Origin of the sequence: Streptomyces sp. NRRL F-5126 (genome assembly GCF_000721265.1) — a bacterium.
Lineage (GTDB): Bacteria > Actinomycetota > Actinomycetes > Streptomycetales > Streptomycetaceae > Streptomyces.
In genome coordinates this window covers 72,640-95,188 of sequence record NZ_JOFZ01000011.1, presented here as the reverse complement: position 1 = coordinate 95,188, position 22,549 = coordinate 72,640, and the positions used below count along the sequence as shown (strand labels likewise).

The window sequence follows — 22,549 nt, the reverse complement described above, 5'->3', positions numbered from 1 at the left end:
CGAGCGCTGACCGCCCGGCCCGCCCGGTCCAGCCCTGGCCCGGCCCGGTCCGGCCCCAGGGCCCGCGCCCCGCTGTCCACGGGACGGGACGAGGGGCGCCGCCCGCGCGCGTGACGGCACAATGGCCTCATGCCGATACCCAGCCGCGCCGAGCTCGCCGAGCACCTCATCAAGACCCGGATCGCCGGGGACGTCGCCACACCGCGGGACAACAACCTCTCCCACTACAGGAAACTCGCCAACGGCGACCGCCACTACTGGCTCGGCCTCGAACTCGGCGACCGGTGGACGGACGAGCAGGACGTGCTCGCGGTGATGGCCGAGCGCTGCGGCGTCGTCGACGACCCGCGGTTCAGGTCGGGCCAGGACACCATCGATCCCGAGCTGACGATCGACGCGCTGGAGCGGATGGCGGAGCGGCTGCGCAAGGCCGCGGCGGCGCAGGAGCGCGTGCTGTTCGCGACGGGCCACCCCGGCGGCCTCCTCGACGTGCACCGGGCGACGGCCGACGGGCTGCGGGCGTCCGGCTGCGAGATCGTGCGGATTCCCGACGGCCTGATCGCCGACGAGGGCCTGGTCGTCCAGTTCGCCGGCGTCTCGATGCTGGAGCGCGGCGCGACGCTGTGGCACACCCACTCGCCCGAGCCGATGCGGGCGGTCCTCGACGCCCTGGAGCGCGAGGGCAGGCCGCTGCCGGACCTGGTCGTCGCCGACCACGGCTGGGCGGGGTACGCGGGTCAGCGCGGCCTCGACTCGATGGGCTACGCCGACTGCAACGACCCGGCGCTGTTCATCGGCGAGGCCGAGTCCACGATGCTGGTCACGATCCCCCTGGACGACCACGTGACGAGCCCGCGCCACTACGACCCCATGACGGCCTACCTCCTGCACGCGGCGGGCCTGGACCCCTCGGCCTGACACGCCCGAGTGGGGCCGCACGGCCGGGGCGCCGCCGCCCCGCGGACGGGTGACCGCGCTGCTCGCCGCGTGCGTCGGCCCCCGAGGACGCGGTCGGCCGCCGACATGACCGCCGCACGAGTCGGCCGCAGATGCGGACCGGAGGGGGCCCCTGACCTCGGTGCGGGGGCGACCGCACTGCCCGCCGCGGCCGCGGCACACGTGCGGGCGGCAGGCGCGGGCGCGACGGCAGGACCGGAACGCGGGCGCGGCCCCCGCGGGTGCGAGGCCCGCACCCTCGGGGCGCTGCCCGGGAGCGCCGGACGCGCACGGTGCGCAAGGGCGCCCGAGGTCGCTCCACAGACCGGGCGGATGCCCGTCCCGCGCACGGGACCGGAACGCGGCGGGCGCGGCCCCCGCTGGGTCGGCGCAGGCGGTCGTGGCGGCGCGGGCCGGAGCGTGGTCCGGATGGCGTCCGGGCGGATGCCCGTCCCGCGCACGGGACCGGAACGCGGCGGGCGCGGCCCCCGCTGGGTCGGCGCAGGCGGTCGTGGCGGCACGGGCCGGAGCGCGGCGCGGATGGCGTCCGGGCGGATGCCCGTCCCGCGCACGGGACCGGAACGCGGCACGCGCGGCCCCCGCGGCGTCGGCGCAGGCGGTCGTGGCGGCACGGGCCGGAGCGCGGCGCGGATGGCGTCCGGGCGGGCGCCCGTCACGCGGGACGGACGGGGAGCGGGGCCCGCACGCGCGGCCCCCGCGGCGTCGGCGCACGCGGGCGAGGCGGCGCGGCCCGCACGCGCGGCCCTGGAACGCGGCCTGCGGCCGCGACGGATCACGCGCGCGGGACGCGCATCACGCCTTCCTGGATCACCGAGATCGCCAGCCTGCCGTCCCGCGTGTAGATGCGCGCCTGCCCGAGGCCGCGCCCGCCCGAGGACGACGGCGACTCCTGGTCGTAGAGCAGCCACTCGTCGGCCCTGAACGGCCGGTGGAACCACATGGCGTGGTCCAGGCTCGCGCCGACGATGTCGCCGACCGCCCAGCCGCCGCGCCCGTGGGCGAGCAGCACCGAGTCGAGCAGCGTCATGTCGGAGACGTACGTGGCGAGGCACACGTGCAGCAGCGGATCGTCCGCCAGCTTGCCGTTCGTGCGGAACCACACCTGCGAGCGCGGCTCGCGCGGCCGTCCCACCGTCGCCCACGGCGGCTCCTGCACGTAGCGCAGGTCGACCGCCGCGCGCACCTCCAGCAGCCGATCGACCACGGCCGGGTCGAGGATCGAGTCGTCGGCGTACCTCGGCAGCAGTTCCGTGCCCGACGGAAGGCTCTCCGGGTCCGGCGCGGCCGGCATCTCCGACTGGTGGTCGAGCCCCTCCTCGTGCTGCTGGAACGACGTCGACAGGTGGAAGATCGGCTGCCCGTGCTGCACGGCCACGACGCGGCGCGTCGTGAAGGAGCGGCCGTCCCGGATGCGGTCCACCGTGTAGACGATGGGCGCGCCCGGGTCGCCGGGGCGCAGGAAGTACGAGTGGAGCGAGTGCGCCGCGCGATCCCCTGGCACCGTGCGGCCCGCGGCGACCAGCGCCTGCGCGGCCACCTGGCCGCCGAAGACGCGCGGCACGACGGACGAGTGGCTCGCCCCGCGGAAGATGTCCTGCTCGATCCGCTCCAGATCGAGCAGGCCGAGCAGGGTGTCGAGTTCACTGTTCATGGGACGAGTCTGGCCCAGGCGCTCGCGCGGCCCCGTCACAGGCCCATGGACTTGGCGATGATCATCTTCATGACCTCGCTGGTCCCGCCGTAGATGCGGTTGACGCGGTTGTCCGCGTACAGGCGGGCGATCGGGTACTCGTTCATGTAGCCGTAGCCGCCGTGCAGCTGGAGGCACCGGTCGATCACCCGGCTCGCGACCTCCGTGCAGAACAGCTTCGCGGACGCGGCCTCCGCCGCCGTCAGCTCGCCCGTGTCGTGCGCCTCCAGCGCACGGTCGGCGACGGCCTGCGCCGCGTCGACCTCGGCCTGGCAGGCAGCGAGCTCGAACTTGGTGTTCTGGAAGGACGCCACCGACTTGCCGAAGACCGTGCGGTCGGCCACGTACTCCTTGGTGAACCTGACGGCCGCCGCGGCCTGCGCGTACGCGCCGAACGCGATGCCGAGCCGCTCCTGCGGCAGGTTCTGGCCGAGGTAGGAGAAGCCCTTGTTCTCCTCGCCGAGCAGGTCGGCCACCGGGACCTCGACGTCGGTGAACGACAGCTCGGCGGTGTCGGACGTCTTGAGGCCGATCTTGTCGAGCTTGCGCCCGACCGCGTACCCGTCCGACTTCGTGTCCACGACCAGCAGCGAGATGCCGAAGCGGCGGTCGTCGGCCGACGGCGGCGCGGTGCGTGCGCAGACGATGACGCGGTCCGCGTGCACGCCGCCCGTGATGAACGTCTTCGAGCCGTTCAGCACGTAGTGGGTGCCGTCCTCGGACAGCTTGGCCGTGGTCTTCATGCCCGCCAGGTCGGAGCCGGTGCCGGGCTCCGTCATGGCGATGGCGAACATGTTCTCGCCGCTGATGAAGCCGGGCAGCCAGCGCTTCTTCTGCTCGTCGGTCGCGTACGCCTTGAGGTAGGGCAGGCAGAGGGCCACGTGCACGCCGGAGCCGCCGAAGGAGACGCCCGCGCGTGCGGTCTCCTCCGAGACGAGCGCCTGGAACTTGAACGACTCGACGCCGGCGCCGCCGTACTCCTCCGGCACCTCGATGCCGAAGACGCCCAGCTCGCCCAGCTTGTAGTAGAAGTCGCGCGGCACCTGGCCGGCCGCGAGCCACTCGTCGTAGTGCGGGACGACCTCGCCCTCGATGAAGGCCCTGAGGGTGGCCCTGAACGACTCGTGGTCCTCGTTGTAGACGGTGCGACGCATTGACGGGCCCTCCTCCGCGGCGATCCGCCGCCTTCGGTGACGCGCGCGAGCCGGCGAGCGACAGCTCTAAGCGCTTGCTCAGTCCAAGTTACCGGGCGGTCAGTTCGTGTGTCCAGGGTGGCCCCGCTTGACGAAATGTGTACCGCGCCGAGGGAGACCGCGCGCCGAACGCCTCGTATGCTCCCGCCATGAGCAGGTACCCCACCAGCGCCCGCACCGCCAAGGGCCGCTTCCTGACGGTCGTGACCGCGCTCATGGTCGTCGTCCTCGCGGCCTTCGTCATGGCCTACGTCCAGTAGCGGCGCCCGCGCCCGGTAGCGTCGCCTCCGCCTCCGCCCCCGGACCTGGTCCGCAGGTCCCGTCCACGTTCGGTCCAAAGCCCTGACTTGCGTTTCCGCCCCCGCCGGCGCGTCCGGCGGGATGAATTCCGCGGGGCGCGACGTTGGTGGATGCGGCGGGATCGGCGAGTGGTCATGGCCGGCCCGTATCCGCGGGGCACGGCGACAACGGGAGGCGCATCACCAGTGGCGGCGGGGAAAGACACCTGGGCACGGCGGCTGGCGGGGTACGCGTGGCGCTATCGCGGCCGGGTGATGCTCTCGCTCGGCGCGTCCCTCGCAGGCATGGGCGTCATGGCGCTCGTCCCGCTGATCACCAAGCTCGTCATCGACGACGCCATCGGCGCACAGGACGGCTCGCTCTACACCTGGACGGGCCTGCTGGTCGCGTCTGCCGTGGTCGTCTACCTGGCGACGTACGTCCGCCGCTACTACGGCGGCAGGCTCGCCCTCGACGTCCAGCACGACCTGCGCACCGACATGTACACCTCGCTCACCCGGCTCGACGGCAGGCGCCAGGACACGCTGAGCACCGGCCAGGTCGTCGGCCGGGCCACCAGCGACCTCCAGCTCATCCAGGGGCTGCTGTTCATGCTGCCCATGACGATCGGCAACATCCTGCTGTTCGTCGTCTCGCTCGTGATCATGGCGGTACTCTCGCCGCCGCTCACGCTCGTCGCGCTCGCCGTCGCCCCCGCCGTCTACTGGATCGCCCGCCGCAGCCGCTCCCGCCTCCACCCGGCCACCTGGTACGCGCAGACGAGGGCCGCCGACGTGGCCGGCGTCGTGGACGGCGCCGTCACGGGCGTGCGCGTCGTCAAGGGCTTCGGCCAGGAGGAGCAGGAGACCGACAAGCTGCGCGGCGCCGGCAGGAAGCTGTTCGCGGGCCGCCTGCGCACGGTGAAGCTGAACGCGCGCTACACCCCGGCGCTGCAAGCGGTGCCCTCGCTCGGCCAGGTCGCCATGCTGGCGCTCGGCGGCTGGCTCGCCACCAGGGGCGACATCACGCTCGGCACGTTCGTCGCGTTCTCCACGTACCTCGCGCAGCTCGTCGGCCCGGTCCGCAGCCTCGCCGTCGTCCTCACCGTGGGGCAGCAGGCGCGCGCCGGGGTCGAGCGCGTGCTCGACCTCATCGACACCGAGCCCACGATGAGCGAGGGCACGAAGGAGCTGCCCGCCGGGGCGGAGGCGTCCGTCGAGTTCGACGACGTCGCGTTCGCCTACCAGGAGGGCAGGCCCGTACTCGACGGGTTCTCGCTGCGCGTCGAGCCGGGCGAGACCGTCGCGCTCGTCGGCTCGTCCGGCAGCGGCAAGTCGACCGTCTCGCTGCTCCTGCCGCGCTTCTACGACGTGTCGCACGGCGCCGTACTCGTCGGCGGCCACGACGTGCGCGAACTGACGTACGGCTCGCTGCGCGACGCCATCGGGCTCGTGCCCGAGGACAGCTTCCTGTTCTCCGACTCCGTGCGCGCCAACATCGCCTACGGCCGCCCCGGCGCGACGGAGGAGGAGATCCTGCGCGCCGCGCGCGCGGCGCAGGCGGACCGGTTCATCAGCGCGCTGCCCGACGGCTACGACACCGAGGTCGGCGAGCAGGGCCTCACGCTCTCCGGCGGTCAGCGCCAGCGCATCGCCCTGGCCAGGGCGATCCTCACCGACCCGCGCCTGCTGGTGCTCGACGACGCGACGTCCGCCGTGGACGCGCGCGTCGAGCACGAGATCCACGAGGCGCTGCGCGGCGTGATGGCCGGCCGCACCACGCTGCTGATCGCGCACCGCCGCTCCACCCTCGGCCTCGCCGACCGGATCGCCGTGCTCGACGGCGGCCGCCTGGCCGACATCGGCACCCACGAGGAGCTCCAGCTCCGCTCGGCGCTCTACCGGCGGCTGCTCACCGACCCGGACGAACTGGGCGACGCGCCCGTCGAGCCGCGGATCGGGGACGCGCGTGCGTGCGACGACGGCGAGGAGTCCGCACAGGGCCGCGCCGCCGGGGCGCGCCGCGCGGCACGGGAGGAGGCGGCCCGCGAGTCCATCGACGCGGAGTTCGACGCCGACTTCGACGCCGAGCGCGGCATCACGCCCACCCTGTGGGCGCGTGACGAGGTCGTCGAGGAGGAGGGCGCGTCGGGCGCCACGCCCGAACTGCTCGCCAAGGTGGCCGCGCTGCCCCCCGCCACGGACGTCCCCGAGGTGGACGAGGCGCGCGCGGTGACGCCCGAGAGCTCCTACGGACTGCGCAGGCTGCTGCGCGGCTTCGGCAGCGCGCTGGCCGTCAGCCTGCTGTTCGTCGCCGTGGACGCGGGCATGGGCCTGCTGCTGCCGATCCTGGTCAGGCACGGCATCGACCAGGGCGTGGACAAGGTCGTGCTCGGCGCCGTGTGGACGGCGGCCGGGCTCGGACTCGCCGTCGCGCTCGTGCAGTGGATCGCGCAGATCGGCGAGGCCCGGATGACCGGGCGCACCGGCGAGCGCGTGCTGTACGCGCTGCGGCTGAAGATCTTCGCGCAGCTCCAACGGCTCGGCCTCGACTACTACGAGCGCGAGCTCACCGGCCGGATCATGACCCGGATGACGACGGACGTGGACGCGATGTCGACGTTCCTGCAGACGGGCCTCGTCACGGCGCTGGTCGCCGTGATCACGTTCCTCGGCATCCTCGGGGTGCTGCTGGCCATCGACGTGCAGCTGGCGCTCGTGGTCTTCGCCTCGCTGCCGCTGCTCGTCGTCGGGACGGTCTTCTTCCGGCGCAAGAGCGTGCGGGCCTACACGCTCGCGCGTGAGCGCATCGGCGTCGTCAACGCCGACCTCCAGGAGACCGTCGCCGGGCTGCGGATCGTGCAGGCGTTCCGGCGCGAGCGGGACGGCGGCGAGCGGTTCGCCGGCCGCAGCAGGGACTACCTGAAGGCGCGCACGCGCGGGCAGTGGCTGATCTCCGTGTACTTCCCGTTCGTGCAGTTCCTGTCGTCCGTCGCCGCGGCCGCCGTGCTGATCGTCGGCGCCGACCGGGTGCAGTCGGGCACCCTCACGACGGGCGCGCTGGTCGCCTACCTGCTCTACATCGACCTGTTCTTCGCGCCGGTGCAGCAGCTCTCCCAGGTGTTCGACGGGTACCAGCAGGCGACCGTTTCGCTGACGCGCGTGCAGGAGCTGCTGCGCGAGCCGACGTCGACGGTCCCGGCGAAGGACCCCGCGCCGGTGGGACGGCTGCGCGGCGAGATCGCCTTCGAGGGCGTCGACTTCCGGTACGCGGCGGACAGCCTGGGCGGCGAGGAGCAGGAGGACGCGCCGGAGGCGGCTTCCGCGCACGGGGCGGACGGCGCGGACGGCGGGGCGAGGAAGAAGGACGCCGCGCTCAGCTCGGTGCGGCTGCGCATCGAGGCCGGGCAGACGGTCGCCTTCGTCGGCGAGACCGGCGCGGGCAAGTCGACGCTCGTCAAGCTCGTCGCGCGCTACTACGACCCGACGGGCGGACGCGTCACGGTCGACGGCCGTGACCTGCGAGACCTCGACCTCGCGGCGTACCGCCACCGGCTCGGCGTCGTGCCTCAGGAGGCGTACCTGTTCCCCGGCCCGGTGCGGGACGCGATCTCGTACGGCCGGCCGGGTGCGAGCGACGCGGAGGTCGAGGCGGCCGCGCGTGCGGTCGGCGCGCACGACATGATCGCCACGCTCGACGGCGGTTACCTGCACCAGGTCGCGGAGCGCGGGCGCAACCTGTCGGCGGGGCAGCGCCAGCTGATCGCCCTCGCCAGGGCCGAGCTCGTCGACCCCGACATTCTGCTGCTCGACGAGGCGACCGCGGCACTCGACCTGGCCAGCGAGGCGGCCGTCAACCAGGCGACGGAACGCCTCACCGGCCGCCGCACCACGCTGGTGGTCGCGCACCGGCTGACGACGGCGGCACGGGCCGACCGCGTGGTCGTGATGGACCACGGCCGCATTGCCGAGGACGGCACCCACGAGGAGCTGCTGGCCCTGGACGGCCGCTATGCGCGCCTGTGGCGCAGCTTCGTGGGGGAGGAGGAGCCGGCCGCGGCCTGACGCCCGTCGCCTGCCGCACGCCGTTGACAAGGGTATGACCAAAGAGCCAATGTGGCCTCCGGTCGGTGAGAGGCGGCGGAGGATGAAGACGGTCGGTCTGATCGGGCTCGGCGCGATGGGGCTCCCCGCGGCGCGGCTGCTCGCGGCGGCGGGGGTGCGGACCCACTGCTACGACGCGGACCACGCCGCGGTGGAGCGGGCGGTGGAGCGCGGCGTCCACCCCGCCTCCTCGGTCGCGCAGCTGGCCGCGGTGAGCGATGTGGTCCTCGTCATGGTCCCGACCGACCAGGACGTGCTGGACGTGTGCACGGGCCAGGACGGCGTGCTGCCGGCCGCGCGTGCGGGGGCCGTGGTCCTCGTCTGCTCCTCCGTCACACCCGCCACCTGCCGGGAGGTGGCGCGGGCCGCCGCACAGCGCGGGATCGACGTCCTGGACGCTGCCCTGACGGGCGGGGTGCGCGCGGCGGAGGCCGGCGCGATCAACCTGCTGGTCGGCGGCGACGAGCACGTTCTCGACGCGGTGCGCCCCGAGCTGGCGCCGTGGACGGCGACGGTCCACCACCTGGGCCCGCTCGGCTCGGGCCAGGTCGGCAAGACGGTCAACAACCTCTGCCACTGGGGCCAGCTGGCCGCCATCGTGGAGGCCCTGCGGCTGGGCGACGCGCTCGGCGTTGCACCCGCGAAGCTCCGGGCGGCCGTCCTCGACGGGCCCGCGGCGAGCAGGACGCTCGCGGAGATGGAGCTGATGCGCCTGACCTGGCACCGCAAGGACCTGGCCAACGCGGCGCGGATGGCGGCCGAGGCGGACCACGCACTCCCGGTGGTGGCGACGGTCCGCGAGGCGATGGAACACGTCACGGTCGAGGACATAGCGACGCTGTACCGCCGCGAGTGACCGCCGCGCGGCGGCCCACCTCGTGTGCTGTGCGCCCCCGGCCCCGGGAGGGGGCCCGCGCCTGCGTGCGGCGCCGCCCGGGCGTTCGCCGCGAGCGCCGTGCCCTGCGCGTACCGCCTGAACGGAGATGTGCCAGGTGTCCCTCGCCCGCGCGCGTGCGGCACAGTGCGTCGGCCGCCTGCGGCGGCGCCCTGGCCCGGACGTGCGGTACCGCGCGGCGGTTCTCCGCGTACGTGCCCTCCGGGCCGGGCCCGAACCGAGATCGCGCGTCGGTTCGCGGGTGGCCGCACGCCGGTCACTCCCCAACCGCGTGCCCGGCCCGGGCGGGACCCGCGCTCCGTGTACTCGCACGTCCGGCGCCGCACGGGCGGTTTCCCCCCGGGCGGGCGTCTTGCTCGTACCGGCTCGACGCAGGCGTGCCGCGCTTCCCCCGGCACGCGCGTGCGCGGTAGAGCGGGCGCCGGCCACTGACGGCCTGCGGCGCCGTACGTGCGGTTTCCGCGCCTGCGTGCCACGCGCGTACAGCCTCGTCGGAGGCGGCCGGGCTGCCCGCCCGCGCCTGAGTGCGTCGGCCCGCCTCGTGCGCCATGCACTCCGTCAGACCACGGCGCACCGGCCTGGCGGCCCCCACTCGGGTGCATGCGCCGGGCTGTCTGCGCGAGCGCGGCACGGCGCGCGGCGACCCCCCGCGCCGGCCCGCCGGGCACTGGCCCGCACGGCGGGCAGGGCCCGCGCACGCGCGTCGTCTCACCGGCGGCCGCGTGCCGTCGTGCGGCAGGCGCGCCCGGCCCCGGCGGGACCGCGCCCGGCGCTCAGCGCGCGCGAGCGCGTGCGGCGAGGTCTGCCAGGTGGCGGGCGCCCGCGGGCAGCAGGTCAGGCAGCGGGGCCGCGCGCTCGTACCAGCGCTTCTCGTACTCCCAGCACACCCAGGTGTCCTCCGGCAGCGTCCCCACGCACTCGGCCAGCGGCAGGACGCCCGCCCCCAGCGCCAGCGGGGTGGTGTCCCGTGCCGACGCGATGTCCTTGACCTGCACGTACCCCAGGTACGGGCCGAGCGTCGCGCTCGTGACCTCCGGGGGCTCGCCGCCCAGCCACGTGTGCATGACGTCCCACAGCACGCCGACCCGCGGGTGCCCCACCGCCGCCACCACGCGCTCGGCGTCCGCGCCCGTGCGGTGCGAGTCGTGGGTCTCCAGCAGGATCCGCACCCCGAAATCGTTCGCCACCTCGGCCGCCGCACCCAGGCGGCGCGCCGCCGTCTCGTCGGCCTCGGGCCCGGCCGCGTCGCCGCCCCCGGGGAAGACCCGCACGTAGGACGCGCCCAGGTCGCCCGCCAGCCGCAGCAGGCCGTCGACCTCCGCGCGGAACGCCTCGTCCGTCACCCCCGCGTCGGCCGCGCGCGCGTACCCGGCCACCGTGAGGATCTCGACGCCCGCGCGTGCGAACTCCTCGGCCACCGCCGCGCGTACGCCGGGACCGACGCCGGGGTGGACGGGCTCCTCCGGATGGCAGCGCAGCTCGACGCCCTGGTAGCCGGACGACACCGCCAGTTCGACGACGTCGGGGATGGGCATCCCCGGTACACCCAGTGTGGAGAAGGCCGACTTCACGTGCGCGTTCCTCCTTGTCGGTCGGCGTGTTCGTGTCCCGCTCGCGGCGGGGCCGTCGACGCGCGTGCCATCAGCTCCGCCCCGATCGTCGCGATCCCGCCGGGCGGTGGCGCCTCCGTGCCCATCGCGAGCCTCCCCGCGCGCGCCCCCGCCTCCTGCAGCGGCAGCCGCACGGTCGTGAGCGCGGGCACGGCGTCCACCGAGAACGGCAGGTCGTCGAAGCCCGCGACCGACACGTCCCGCGGGATGCGCAGGCCCTCGTCGCGCACCGCGGCGCACGCGCCCAGGGCGACGGTGTCGTTCGCGGCCACCACCGCCGTCAGGCCGGGGTGCCTGCGCAGCAGTTCGCGCGTCGCCTCGTACCCGGAGCGCCGCGTGTAGGGGCCGTGCAGCGTCAGCGGGTCCTGGCCGCCGCCCGATCCGCCACCTGACCCGGCCGCAGGCACCCCGGCGGCCCGCAGGGCCTCGCGGTGGCCCTCCAGGCGGTGGCGCGTCGTGGTGCGCTCCAGGGGTCCCGCCACGTAGCCGATCGTGCGGTGCCCGAGCGCGACCAGGTGCTCGGCGAGGCGCCGGCCCCCGCCCCGGTTGTCGAACGCGAGCGCCGCGACCGCCACGTCGTCGTCGGGCAGCGGCGGCCGCCCGCACAGCACGACGCGCGTGCCCGCCGCCGCGAGCCGCCGCAGGGCGGCCGTGACCGCCGCGCCGTGGTCCGCGTCCTCCAGCGCGCCGCCCGTGAGGATCACGGCGGCCGCCCGCTGGCGCTGGAGCAGCGTGAGATAGGTCAGTTCGCGCTCGGGCGACCCGACCGTGTTGCACACCACGGCGAGTTTCTGGCCGCCCGCGCGCCTGCGGCTCGCGCCCGGCGCGTCCCCCGCCGCGTCCGGTGCGTCCTGGATGCCGATCTCCGTCTGCGCGGCGCCCGCCATGATCCCGAAGAAGGGGTCGGCGATGTCGTTGACGAGGATGCCCACCAGGTCCGACGTGGCGGCGGCGAGCGAGCTCGCGGGGCCGTTGAGCACGTAGTCGAGCTCGTCCACCGCCCGCAGCACGCGTTCCCTGGTGGCCGCCGCGACCGGGTAGTTGCCGTTCAGCACCCGGGAGACGGTGGCCGGTGACACCCGGGCGCGCGCCGCCACATCCGCCAGGGTGACTGTCATCGCTTTCCTCCGCGTGGTCGTGCGAGTGCGCCGGCGTCGCTGATCCCGGCCGTTCACGGCCCCGGTCTTGTCCGGCCACGCGTCGCAGGTTAGCTTCATAGCCGTAGAAAGCGCTTGCTAGGGCTGTATGGAGGGAACTTCGTGGCACGCAGAACAGTCCGGATCGCCATGAACGGCGTCACGGGCCGGATGGGGTACCGGCAGCACCTGCTGCGCTCCGTGCTCGCCATCCGGGAGCAGGGCGGACTCGACCTCGGCGGTGGCGACACCCTGTGGCCCGAGCCCGTGCTCGTCGGGCGGCGCGAGCACGCGCTGCGGGAGATCGCGGAGCGTCACGGCCTCGCGGAGTGGTCGACCGACCTGGACGCGGTACTCGCCGACGCCACCGTGGACGTCTACTTCGACGCCCAGGTCACGTCCGCGCGCGTCGAGGCCGTCAAGAAGGCGATCGCCGCGGGCAAGCACCTGTACCTGGAGAAGCCCACCGCGACGGACCTCGACGGAGCCCTCGACCTGGCCCGCCTCGCCGACGCCGCGGGCGTCAAGCACGGCGTCGTCCAGGACAAGATCTTCCTTCCGGGGCTGCTGAAGCTCAAGCGCCTCATCGACGGCGGCTTCTTCGGCCGGATCCTGTCCATCAGGGGCGAGTTCGGCTACTGGGTCTTCGAGGGCGACTGGCAGGACGCCCAGCGCCCGTCGTGGAACTACCGCGCGCAGGACGGCGGCGGCATCACCGTCGACATGTTCCCGCACTGGGAGTACGTGCTGCACGAGCTGTTCGGGCGCGTCACGGCCGTCCAGGCGTACGTCACCACGCACGTGCCGCGGCGCTGGGACGAACACGGCGAGCCGTACGAGGCGACCGCCGACGACGCCGCGTACGGCATCTTCCAGCTGGAGGGCGGCGCGGTCGCCCAGATCAACTCCTCCTGGGCGGTGCGGGTCAACCGCGACGAGCTCGTAGAGTTCCAGGTCGACGGCACGCACGGGTCGGCCGTCGCCGGGCTGCGCGAGTGCCGCGCGCAGCACAGGAGCGCCACGCCCAAGCCGGTGTGGAACCCGGACCTGCCCGCGACCTACGCCTTCCGCGAGCAGTGGCAGGACGTGCCGGACAACGCCGCGTTCGACAACGGCTTCAAGGCCGAGTGGGAGCTGTTCCTGCGCCACGTCGCCCTCGACGAGCCGTTCGCCTGGGACCTGCTGGCGGGCGCGCGCGGCGTGCAACTCGCCGAGCTCGGCCTCAGGTCGCACGCGCAGGGCCGCCGCCTCGACGTTCCGGAGCTGACGCTGTGACCCGCGCACCCGCCCCGCTCGGCCTGCCCGACGCGCGCGGCTCCGTCCGCGCGTACACCCCGCGCGCCGAGCCCGCGGCCTTCCTCGCGTCCGCTGACGGCGCCCCCGCCACCTCACGCACGGTCTTCGCGGCGGCGCACGTCGTCGCGGACCCGTACGCCGACACCACGCCCGACGCGCCCGCCGCGCTCGACTGGGACGCGACACTCGCCTTCCGCCGCCACCTGTGGGCGCAGGGCCTCGGCGTGGCGGAGGCCATGGACACCGCGCAGCGCGGCATGGGGCTCGACTGGGCGGGCGCCGCCGAGCTGATCCGCAGGTCGGCCGCCGAGGCCAGGGCCGTGGGCGGACGCATCGCGTGCGGCGTGGGCACCGACCAGCTGGCCGCGGGAGCGCACACCGCTGCCGAGGTGCTGGCCGCCTACGAGGAGCAGCTCGCGCTCGTCGAGGACACCGGCGCCCAGGCGATCCTGATGGCGTCGCGCGCGCTCGCCGCGGCGGCCGACGGCCCCGACGCGTACCTGAAGACGTACGCGGAGCTGCTGCGGCAGGCGCGCGAGCCGGTGATCCTGCACTGGCTCGGCCCGATGTTCGACCCCGCGCTCGACGGCTACTGGGGCAGCACCGACCTCGACGCGGCGACGGCCACGTTCCTCCAGGTCATCGCGGACCGTCCGGACAAGGTCGACGGCATCAAGATCTCGCTGCTCGACGCGGAGCGCGAGATCGACGTGCGCCGACGCCTGCCGGAGGGCGTGCGCTGCTACACGGGCGACGACTTCAACTATCCGCGGCTCGTCGCGGGCGACGCGCACGGCTTCAGCCACGCGCTGCTCGGCGTCTTCGACCCGCTCGCACCGCTCGCGTCCGCCGCGCTGCGCGTTCTCGACACGGGTGACGTGGCGGGCTTCAGGGCGCTCCTCGATCCCAGCGTCGAGCTGTCGCGGCACCTGTTCGAGGCCCCGACGCGCTTCTACAAGACCGGGGTCGTCCTGCTGGCCTGGCTGGCGGGCCACCAGGACCACTTCGCCATGGCAGGCCACCAGCAGGCGGCGCGTTCGCTGCCGCACCTCGCGCGCGCCTACGAACTCGCCGACACGCTCGGCCTGTTCCCGGACCCCGCCCTGGCGGCGGACCGCATGCGCAGCCTGCTGCACGTGTACGGGGTGGCGCGATGAGCGGGCGCGTGAGCGGCGACCTGAGCCGCTTCAGCATCAACCAGATGACGGTGAAACAGCTCTCCCTGCCCGAGCTCGTCTCGGCGTGCGCCCGGTTCGGCATCCCCGGCGTCGGCCTGTGGCGCGAGCCGGTGCGTGCGTACGGCGTCGAGGCCGCGGCGCGGCTCGTACGGGACGCCGGGCTGCGCGTCACCACCCTGTGCAGGGGCGGTTTCCTCACGGCCGGCGAGCCGGAGGCGCGCGCGTCGGCACTCGCCGACAACAGGGCGGCGATCGACGAGTGCGTGGCGCTCGGGACCGACACCCTGGTGATGGTGTCCGGCGGGCTCCCCGCCGGTTCGAAGGACCTGCCGGCGGCCCGCGAGCGGGTGGCGCGGGCGCTCGGCGAGCTCGCGCCGTACGCGGGGGCGCGCGGGGTGCGGCTCGCGGTCGAGCCGCTGCACCCGATGTTCGCCTCCGACCGGTGCGTCGTCTCCACCCTGGACCAGGCGCTTGAACTGGCCGAGCGGTTCCCCGCCGGGCAGGTCGGGGTGGTCGTCGACACGTACCACATCTGGTGGGACGAGCGTGCGCCGGACGCGGCGGCGCGCGCGGGCGCGCAGGGCAGGATCCACTCGTTCCAACTCGCCGACTGGGAGACCCCGTTGCCGGAGGGCGTGCTCAACGGGCGCGGCCTCATCGGCGACGGCTCGGTGGACCTGAGGCAGTGGCGCGAGCGTGTGGACGCGGCCGGCTACACCGGGCCGATCGAGGTGGAGCTGTTCAACGACCGGCTGTGGGCGCGCGACGGCGAGGAACTGCTGCGGGACGTGGCGGAGCGCTACGTGCGCCACGCCCTGTAGCGCCGCCCGGCGGGGTCGCCACTCGGCCGGGCCGCCACTCGGCCGGGTGGCCCGGTTGTCCACAGGCGGCGGGTTGTCCACAGGGCCTGGACGGGTTGCCGCCGGTCGGCGGTAGCGTCGGAGCATGTCCAGCCGCACGCCACAACCGGCCACACCCCACGGGGCGGTGCACCCGCAGACGGCAACCGAGCAGGCAGCCACCCAGCGGGTGGCGCCCACTCGGCCCGCGCCTCAGCAGGCCACGCCACCGCAGCGGGCCTCTCAGCGGCCCGCCGAGACGCGCTCGCTCGCGGTGCTCGAAGCCGTGCTCGAACGGGTCACGTACGCCAACGAGGAGACGGGCTACACGGTCGCGCGCGTCGACACCGGCCGCGGCGGCGACCTGCTGACCGTCGTCGGGTCGCTGCTCGGGGCCCAGCCGGGCGAGTCGCTGCGCATGGAGGGGCGTTGGGGCTCCCACCCGCAGTACGGCAAGCAGTTCACCGTCGAGAACTACCGGGTCACCCTCCCGGCGACGATCCAGGGGATTCGGCGCTACCTGGGCTCGGGCCTGGTCAAGGGCATCGGTCCGGTCTTCGCCGACCGGATCGTGACGCACTTCGGCCTCGACACCCTCGACGTCATCGAGCAGGAGCCGAAGCGGCTCGTCGAGGTGCCCGGGCTCGGACCCAAGCGCACGGCCAAGATCGCCGCCGCGTGGGAGGAGCAGAAGGCCATCAAGGAGGTCATGGTCTTCCTCCAGGGCGTCGGCGTCTCCACGTCCATCGCCGTGCGCATCTACAAGAAGTACGGGGACGCGTCGATCGGTGTCGTCAGGAACGAGCCCTACCGCCTCGCCGCCGACGTCTGGGGCATCGGCTTCCTCACCGCCGACAAGATCGCCCAGTCCGTCGGCATCCCGCACGACAGCCCTGAGCGCGTCAGGGCGGGCCTCCAGTACGCGCTGTCGCAGTCGACGGACCAGGGCCACTGCTTCCTGCCCGAGGACCAGCTCATCGCCGACGGCGTCAAGCTGCTCCAGGTCGACACGGGCCTCGTCATCGAGTGCCTCGCCGAGCTCGCCGCCGACGAGGAGGAGGGCGTCGTGCGGGAGACGGTACCGGGGCCCGAGGGGGAGCCGGTCACGGCGGTCTACCTGGTGCCGTTCCACCGCGCCGAGCTGTCATTGGCGTCACGCGTGCGCCGGCTGCTGCGCACCGACGAGGACCGCATGGCGTCCTTCCGCGGCGTCGACTGGGACAGGGCGCTGGGCTGGCTCGCCCGGCGCACCGGCGCGTCCCTCGCGCCCGAGCAGGAGCAGGCGGTCCGGCTCGCGCTCACGGAGAAGGTCGCGGTGCTCACCGGCGGCCCCGGCTGCGGCAAGTCGTTCACGGTCCGCTCGATCGTCGAACTGGCGCGCGCCAGGAAGGCGAAGGTGGTGCTCGCCGCGCCGACCGGCCGCGCGGCGAAGCGGCTGACCGAGCTGACGGGCTCCGAGGCGTCCACGATCCACCGGCTGCTCGAACTCAAGCCCGGCGGGGACGCTGCGTACGACGCGGACCGCCCGCTCGACGCCGACCTCGTCGTGGTCGACGAGGCGTCGATGCTCGACCTGCTGCTGGCCAACAAGCTGGTCAAGGCGGTCGCCCAGGGCGCGCACCTGCTGCTCGTCGGGGACGTGGACCAGCTGCCGTCCGTCGGCGCGGGGGAGGTGCTGCGCGATCTGCTCGCCGAGGGCGGCCCGGTGCCGCGCGTGCGGCTCACCCGCATCTTCCGGCAGGCCCGCCTGTCCGGTGTCGTCACCAACGCGCACCGGATCAACTCGGGCGTGCCGCCCGTGACGCAGGGCCTTTCGGACTTCTTCCTGTTCGTGGCCGACGAGACTGAGGAGGCCGGCCGCCTCGCGGTGGACGTGGCGGCGCGCAGGCTCCCCGCCAAGTTCGGCCTCGACCCGCGCAGGGACGTGCAGGTGCTCGCGCCCATGCACCGCGGCCCGGCCGGCGCGGGCGTGCTCAACGGCCTGCTCCAGCAGGCCATCACGCCGGCGAGGCCCGGCCTGCCGGAGAGGCGGGTGGGCGGCCGGGTCTTCCGCGTCGGCGACAAGGTCACGCAGATCAGGAACAACTACGAGAAGGGGGAGAACGGCGTCTTCAACGGCACGGTCGGCGTCGTCACGGCCATCGACCAGGACGAGCAGCGGCTGACGGTCCTCACGGACGAGGACGAGGAAGTGCCGTACGACTTCGACGAGCTGGACGAGCTGTCCCACGCGTACGCCGTCACCATCCACCGCTCGCAGGGCAGCGAGTACCCGGCCGTGGTCGTGCCCGTCACGAAGAGTGCCTGGATGATGCTCCAGCGCAACCTGCTCTACACGGCGGTCACGCGCGCCAAGAAGCTGGTCGTGCTCGTCGGGTCCCGTCAGGCGATAGGCCAGGCGGTGCGCGCGGTGTCGGCGGGGCGCAGGTACACGGCGCTCGACCACCGGCTCGCGCTCGGCCTCTCGGGTCGCGCGGGGTCGTAAACATCACGTAGGGCTTTCGGAACCGGGGCGAAGGGGGCAGGATGAGGAAGTTGGCGGCACTCAGTGCCGCCAATGAGCCCAATGGTCGACCCCGAGTGCACCTTCCTGCGCCAAATGGGGGATGGTAGGGACATCAGGGCACCTCGAAGAAGAGGCACTACGTCGGTGAGGGATGACGTGAGCGAGAAACGCGACAACGACGCGGTAGTACTGCGGTACGGCGATGGCGAGTACACCTACCCGGTGGTCGAGAGCACCGTCGGTGACACTGGCTTCGACATCGGCAAGCTCCGCAATCAGACCGGTCTCGTGACCCTGGACAGCGGCTACGGCAATACCGCCGCCTACCAGTCGGCGATCACCTATCTGGACGGCGAGCAGGGCATCCTGCGCTACCGCGGCTATCCCATCGAGCAGCTGGCCGAGCGGTCCAGCTTCGTCGAGGTGGCGTACCTGCTGATCAACGGCGAGCTGCCCACCGTCGACCAGCTCTCCACGTTCAAGAGCGAGATCACCCGGCACACGCTGCTCCACGAGGACGTCAAGCGGTTCTACGACGGCTTCCCGAAGGACGCCCACCCGATGGCGATGCTGTCCTCCGTGGTCAGCGCGCTGTCGACGTTCTACCAGGACAGCCACAACCCGTTCGACCAGCGCCAGCGCGACCTGTCGACGATCCGGCTGCTCGCCAAGCTGCCGACGATCGCCGCGTACGCCTACAAGAAGTCGGTCGGCCACCCCACCGTCTACCCGCGCAACGACCTCGGCTACGTCGAGAACTTCCTGCGGATGACGTTCTCCGTGCCGGCCCAGGATTACGACCTCGACCCGGTCGTCGTCGCGGCGCTTGAGAAGCTGTTCATCCTGCACGCGGACCACGAGCAGAACTGCTCGACCTCCACCGTGCGCCTCGTCGGCTCCTCGCAGGCGAACATGTTCGCCTCGATCTCCGCCGGCATCAACGCCCTCTGGGGCCCCCTGCACGGCGGCGCCAACGCGTCCGTGCTGGAGATGCTGGAAGGCATCCAGGCCGGCGGCAGCGACGTCGACACCTTCATCCGCAAGGTGAAGAACAAGGAGGACGGCGTCAAGCTGATGGGCTTCGGCCACCGCGTCTACAAGAACTTCGACCCCCGGGCGAAGATCATCAAGGCGGCGGCGCACGATGTCCTCTCGGCCCTCGGCAAGTCGGACGAGCTGCTCGACATCGCGCTCAAGCTGGAGGAGCACGCGCTCGCCGACGACTACTTCGTCGAGCGGAAGCTCTACCCGAACGTGGACTTCTACACGGGCCTGATCTACCGCGCCATGGGCTTCCCGACCGAGATGTTCACCGTGCTGTTCGCGATCGGCCGGCTGCCCGGCTGGATCGCCCAGTGGACCGAGATGATCAAGGAGCCCGGCTCCCGCATCGGCCGTCCGCGCCAGATCTACACGGGCGAGGTCCAGCGCGACTTCGTCCCGGTCGAGGCCCGCTGACGCGGTCGCCCCACCGGGTGGCGCCCCGCCGCCCGCTCGTGCGCCGCGCCGCACGTGCCACGCCGTAGGCACCATGCGAAAAGCGCCCCGCCACCGATCCCCCCACGGGTCGGTAGTCGGGGCGCTTTCCGTATCCCCGGAGCGGATTCCCCCCACGGGATCCGGGCCGGGCGTCTGCCGTAACCAGCGGCGGTTACCGGTGCGGTTCGACCGGGGTACGTACGGGAGGGCCGCTCAAGCTCCCCGATGCACGTGCCCCGGCCAATCGCTTGCCCGAGATGTCCCCCAAGACATCTCGTGAACGTCCCCCAAGACGTTCTCTGGCATCGTCCTCTATGACACACGAGCTGCCCGGATGGTTACCCATAAATCTATGTGATCTAGCTCTCGCTGTGAAGGACTCGTGGCCCCTGTGAAGGACGGGCAACCGTAAAAAACTGGTCAGCCGCCCTGGCGGGGGTGGGGGAGTGCCGCGCTCAGGCCTGTCCGGCGAGTTCGTAGCCCGCCTCGTCGACCGCCGCTCGCACGGCGCTCTCGTCGAGCGGGGCCTCGGACTCCACCGTCACCCGGCCGCTGTCGGCCGCGGCCTGGACGGAGACGACACCCTGGATGCCGGAGATCTCGCCGGCGACGGCCCCCTCGCAGTGGCCGCAGCTCATGCCGGTGACCTGGTACACGGTGGTGACGTTGCTCATTGCGTCCTCCTCGTCGGACGTGGGTGGCATTGCATCGCCCACCCTACCCCCAGGGGGTATGAAGCGGCGGCTCACCCCCGTCGCCCCCTGTTGCCCGGCCGGTTCGCGACCCACGTGCGGATGGTGTCCGCGTACCAGTAGGGCTTGCCGTTCTCGACGTGGTCGGGCGCGGGCAGCAGCCCGTGCTTGCGGTACGAGCGGACGGTGTCGGGCTGGACCCGGATGTGCGCGGCGATCTCCTTGTAGGACCAGAGCCTGGTGTCGGTCATGGGTGTGCGTGCCTCCCTGTGGCGCGAGCGGCTGATGGATCACCGCCGAGCCTGTGTCCATTCAGCGACTCGGTGTGAGGAGGTGTCGACGCCTGTCGCGCGCCTGTGGCCCGAAACCCGTACAACGGAGATATCCGTGACCAATGATCGACTTTTGTGACAGAAACGGTTCTCTGGGGTGTGCGTCAACACTTGCGGCGAAACGTCATTCGTGGAAGTGGCGCGCCGGCGCGAGGCGTTGACTGGGTGCGTCCCCCGAGGGCGCATCCGCGAGGGCGCGTCCGCGAGGGCGCATCCGCCGGCGCTCGGCGTGCGCGCGCTCAGACCCCGCAGCCGCGCAGGAAGTGGCGCGTGCGCCGGGCGATCGGCAGCGGACGGTCCGGCGGGCAGGGGTACATGTCCTGCTCGACGATCGCGAAGAGGTCGACGCCGAGCCGGGCCGCCGCCGCGAGCACCGGCTCCAGGTCCGGCACCCCCGCGGGCGGCTCGCACATCACGCCGCGCGCGACGGCGGGCCCGAACGGCAGCTCCTCGGTGACGACGTCCGCCAGGACGCGCGGGTCGACCTGCTTGAGGTGCAGGTAGCCGATCCGCTCGCCGTACGTCTCGATCAGCTCGACGCTGTCGCCGCCGCAGTACGCGTAGTGCCCGGTGTCGAGGCAGAGGGAGACTGCCGCCGGGTCGGTGGCGTCGAGGAAGCGCGCGACGTGCTCGGCGTTGTCGATGTGCGTGTCCGCGTGCGGGTGTACGACGATCTTCAGGCCGAAACGCTCCCGTACCTCGCGGCCGAGGCGTTCCGTCAGCGACGTCAGGTCCCGCCACTGCCCGGCCGTGAGCGTGGAGTCCTCCAGCACCTCGCCGCTCTTGTCGTCACGCCAGAACGCGGGGATGACCACGAGGTGTTCGGCGCCCGTCGCGCGCGTCAGCTCCGCGATGGAGGCCACATGCTCCCAGGTCTCCTCCCACACGCCCGGGCCGTGGTGCAGCCCCGTGAAGACCGTCCCCGCCGAGACGCGCAGACCGCGGCGGGCCGTCTCCCGCGCGAGGCGCGCGGGGTCGCTCGGCAGGTAGCCGTACGGGCCGAGCTCGATCCACTCGTAACCGGCCTGCGCGACCTCGTCGAGGAAGCGCCGCCAGTCCACCTGGCGGGGGTCGTCGGGGAACCACACGCCCCACGAGTCGGGGGCCGAACCGATCCGGATGCGCGGCGACGGCGACGACGGGCGCGGCGACGGCGACGGGGGCACGGAGAGGGCCATGACCGCCAGCCTCGGGCCGCCGGGAAGCGCTGTCAAGGCTACGTCCGAATGTCCGGACATAACGTTGACAGGGTCCGGGAGGGGCAGTAGACAGGTTCCGGCCGCCGCGGGCCGCCGCCCGCGCGAACAGGCCCGATTCCGACGCAGAGGGGCGGCGCCCATGGCTCCCGGGCCGTACGACGTGATCACGATGGGCAGGATCGGCGTCGACCTCTACCCGCTGCGCACGGGCGTGCCGCTCGACGAGGTCGACGGCTTCGCCAGGTTCCTCGGCGGGTCGGCGGCGAACGTGGCGGTGGCCGCGGCCCGCCTCGGCCTGCGCACCGCCGTCGTCACCCGTACGGGGGCCGACCCGTTCGGCGGGTACCTGCACAGGCAGCTGCGCGAGTTCGGCGTCGACGACCGCTGGGTGAGCCCCGTCGAGCGCTACCAGACGCCCATCACCTTCTGCGAGCTGTTCCCGCCCGACGACTTCCCGCTGTACTTCTACCGCAGGCCCAAGGCGCCCGACCTGGAGATTCACCCGCACGAGCTGGACCTCGACGCGATCAGAGCGGCCCGCGTCTTCTGGATGACGGGCACGGGCCTGTGCGCCGAGCCGAGCCGCACCGCCACGCTGACGGCGCTGCGGGAACGCGCGCGCCGCGGTACCACGGTCTTCGACCTCGACTGGCGGCCGATGTTCTGGGAGGACGACCCCCGCGAGGCGTACGCGGCGGCATTGCGGCACGCGACGGTCGCGGTGGGCAACCTCGACGAGTGCGAGACGGCGGTCGGCGTGCGCGACCCGCATGCGGCCGCGCGGGCGCTGCTCGCCGCGGGCCCCGAGCTCGCGGTCGTCAAGCAGGGGCCCGCGGGCGTGCTCGCGGTCCACCGCGACGGCACGACGGCCCAGGCGCCGCCCGTCCCCGTCGACGTCGTCAACGGGCTCGGCGCGGGCGACGCGTTCGGCGGTGCGCTCTGCCACGGGCTGCTCGCGGGACTGCCGCTGGAGCGCACGGTGCGCGCGGCGAACGCGGCGGGCGCCATCGTCGCCTCACGCCTCGCCTGCTCGTCGGCGATGCCGTACGCGGACGAGGTCGCGCGGGTCGCCGAGGGCGGCACGATCCCGCCCGAGCGGGCACCCGGGCCGGGGGACCCCCGGTGAGCAACGTGCCAGGCCCGCCCGGCGCCTGGGGCGCGCCCG

At 73.4% G+C, this 22,549-nt stretch carries 16 protein-coding genes; 9 read left to right on the top strand and 7 right to left on the bottom strand.

Features of this window, described 5'->3' with window-relative positions; genetic code table 11:
- The first annotated feature begins 129 nt into the window (after positions 1-129).
- Positions 130-918, top strand: coding sequence for a phosphatase (locus IH48_RS0123725; RefSeq protein WP_030908193.1), 789 nt, complete (start codon positions 130-132; stop codon positions 916-918).
- A gap of 811 nt (positions 919-1,729) precedes the next feature.
- Here the strand turns inward: IH48_RS0123725 and tesB are convergent.
- On the bottom strand, positions 1,730-2,608 hold the full coding sequence (gene tesB, locus IH48_RS0123720; RefSeq protein WP_030908190.1) for an acyl-CoA thioesterase II: 879 nt from the start codon (positions 2,606-2,608) through the stop codon (positions 1,730-1,732).
- 35 nt (positions 2,609-2,643) lie between these two features.
- A complete protein-coding gene (locus IH48_RS0123715; RefSeq protein WP_030908187.1) occupies positions 2,644-3,801 on the bottom strand; it encodes an acyl-CoA dehydrogenase family protein in 1,158 nt (385 codons plus the stop codon).
- A 524-nt stretch (positions 3,802-4,325) separates the two neighbouring features.
- Between IH48_RS0123715 and IH48_RS0123705 the strand changes: the two genes are divergently transcribed.
- Together IH48_RS0123705 and IH48_RS0123700 are read left to right on the top strand one after the other, a co-directional pair.
- Positions 4,326-8,183, top strand: coding sequence for an ABC transporter ATP-binding protein (locus IH48_RS0123705; protein ID WP_030908184.1), 3,858 nt, complete (start codon positions 4,326-4,328; stop codon positions 8,181-8,183).
- Positions 8,131-9,078, top strand: coding sequence for an NAD(P)-dependent oxidoreductase (locus IH48_RS0123700; RefSeq protein ID WP_078849976.1), 948 nt, complete (start codon positions 8,131-8,133; stop codon positions 9,076-9,078). Before IH48_RS0123705 ends, IH48_RS0123700 begins: the two co-directional genes overlap by 53 nt.
- Before the next feature lie 812 nt (positions 9,079-9,890).
- Here IH48_RS0123700 and IH48_RS0123695 read toward each other — a convergent pair.
- Together IH48_RS0123695 and IH48_RS0123690 are read right to left on the bottom strand one after the other, a co-directional pair.
- Entirely contained in the window at positions 9,891-10,688 is a 798-nt protein-coding gene (locus IH48_RS0123695; protein ID WP_030908178.1) for a sugar phosphate isomerase/epimerase family protein, read from the bottom strand.
- A complete protein-coding gene (locus IH48_RS0123690; RefSeq protein WP_051840452.1) occupies positions 10,685-11,845 on the bottom strand; it encodes a LacI family DNA-binding transcriptional regulator in 1,161 nt (386 codons plus the stop codon). Before IH48_RS0123690 ends, IH48_RS0123695 begins: the two co-directional genes overlap by 4 nt.
- Positions 11,846-11,986: 141 nt before the next feature.
- On the opposite strand from IH48_RS0123690, the gene IH48_RS0123685 reads away from it, so the two are divergent.
- From IH48_RS0123685 to IH48_RS0123665, 5 genes are all read left to right on the top strand, one after another.
- A complete protein-coding gene (locus IH48_RS0123685; RefSeq protein WP_030908172.1) occupies positions 11,987-13,138 on the top strand; it encodes a Gfo/Idh/MocA family protein in 1,152 nt (383 codons plus the stop codon).
- Complete coding sequence (locus IH48_RS0123680) at positions 13,135-14,316, top strand: dihydrodipicolinate synthase family protein (RefSeq protein ID WP_030908169.1); 1,182 nt, start codon at positions 13,135-13,137, stop codon at positions 14,314-14,316. Before IH48_RS0123685 ends, IH48_RS0123680 begins: the two co-directional genes overlap by 4 nt.
- A gap of 44 nt (positions 14,317-14,360) precedes the next feature.
- Positions 14,361-15,158, top strand: a complete 798-nt coding sequence (locus IH48_RS0123675) for a sugar phosphate isomerase/epimerase family protein (RefSeq protein WP_234434373.1) — start codon at positions 14,361-14,363, stop codon at positions 15,156-15,158.
- Positions 15,159-15,282: 124 nt separating this feature from the next.
- On the top strand, positions 15,283-17,661 hold the full coding sequence (locus IH48_RS0123670; protein ID WP_078849975.1) for an ATP-dependent RecD-like DNA helicase: 2,379 nt from the start codon (positions 15,283-15,285) through the stop codon (positions 17,659-17,661).
- Between the two features lie 165 nt (positions 17,662-17,826).
- Positions 17,827-19,140: a citrate synthase gene (locus tag IH48_RS0123665; RefSeq protein ID WP_078849974.1), complete on the top strand. Its 1,314-nt coding sequence runs from the start codon at positions 17,827-17,829 to the stop codon at positions 19,138-19,140.
- Between the two features lie 476 nt (positions 19,141-19,616).
- Here the strand turns inward: IH48_RS0123665 and IH48_RS0123660 are convergent, their stop codons facing one another.
- From IH48_RS0123660 to IH48_RS0123650, 3 genes are all read right to left on the bottom strand, one after another.
- Entirely contained in the window at positions 19,617-19,835 is a 219-nt protein-coding gene (locus IH48_RS0123660; protein WP_030908157.1) for a heavy-metal-associated domain-containing protein, read from the bottom strand.
- Between the two features lie 71 nt (positions 19,836-19,906).
- The gene (locus IH48_RS0123655) at positions 19,907-20,104 is read right to left on the bottom strand and encodes a helix-turn-helix transcriptional regulator (protein WP_030908155.1); all 198 of its coding nucleotides are present in this window, start codon (positions 20,102-20,104) and stop codon (positions 19,907-19,909) included.
- A gap of 320 nt (positions 20,105-20,424) precedes the next feature.
- Entirely contained in the window at positions 20,425-21,363 is a 939-nt protein-coding gene (locus tag IH48_RS0123650) for a sugar phosphate isomerase/epimerase family protein (protein WP_051840450.1), read from the bottom strand.
- Between the two features lie 160 nt (positions 21,364-21,523).
- Here IH48_RS0123650 and iolC point away from each other — a divergent pair, with 160 nt between their 5' ends.
- Entirely contained in the window at positions 21,524-22,510 is a 987-nt protein-coding gene (gene iolC, locus IH48_RS0123645) for a 5-dehydro-2-deoxygluconokinase (protein ID WP_051840448.1), read from the top strand.
- Positions 22,511-22,549 lie beyond the last annotated feature (39 nt).

What these genes read in the sequence shown, in the direction of transcription:
- IH48_RS0123675 (WP_234434373.1), top strand. Translation starts at nt 14,361, where the DNA reads ATGACGGTGAAACAGCTCTCCCTGCCCGAGCTCGTCTCGGCGTGCGCC.
- IH48_RS0123660 (WP_030908157.1), bottom strand. Translation starts at nt 19,835, where the DNA reads ATGAGCAACGTCACCACCGTGTACCAGGTCACCGGCATGAGCTGCGGC.
- IH48_RS0123690 (WP_051840452.1), bottom strand. Translation starts at nt 11,845, where the DNA reads ATGACAGTCACCCTGGCGGATGTGGCGGCGCGCGCCCGGGTGTCACCG.
- iolC (WP_051840448.1), top strand. Translation starts at nt 21,524, where the DNA reads ATGGCTCCCGGGCCGTACGACGTGATCACGATGGGCAGGATCGGCGTC.
- IH48_RS0123670 (WP_078849975.1), top strand. Translation starts at nt 15,283, where the DNA reads ATGTCCAGCCGCACGCCACAACCGGCCACACCCCACGGGGCGGTGCAC.
- tesB (WP_030908190.1), bottom strand. Translation starts at nt 2,608, where the DNA reads ATGAACAGTGAACTCGACACCCTGCTCGGCCTGCTCGATCTGGAGCGG.
- IH48_RS0123715 (WP_030908187.1), bottom strand. Translation starts at nt 3,801, where the DNA reads ATGCGTCGCACCGTCTACAACGAGGACCACGAGTCGTTCAGGGCCACC.
- IH48_RS0123655 (WP_030908155.1), bottom strand. Translation starts at nt 20,104, where the DNA reads ATGACCGACACCAGGCTCTGGTCCTACAAGGAGATCGCCGCGCACATC.
- IH48_RS0123700 (WP_078849976.1), top strand. Translation starts at nt 8,131, where the DNA reads ATGCGCGCCTGTGGCGCAGCTTCGTGGGGGAGGAGGAGCCGGCCGCGG.
- IH48_RS0123725 (WP_030908193.1), top strand. Translation starts at nt 130, where the DNA reads ATGCCGATACCCAGCCGCGCCGAGCTCGCCGAGCACCTCATCAAGACC.
- IH48_RS0123650 (WP_051840450.1), bottom strand. Translation starts at nt 21,363, where the DNA reads ATGGCCCTCTCCGTGCCCCCGTCGCCGTCGCCGCGCCCGTCGTCGCCG.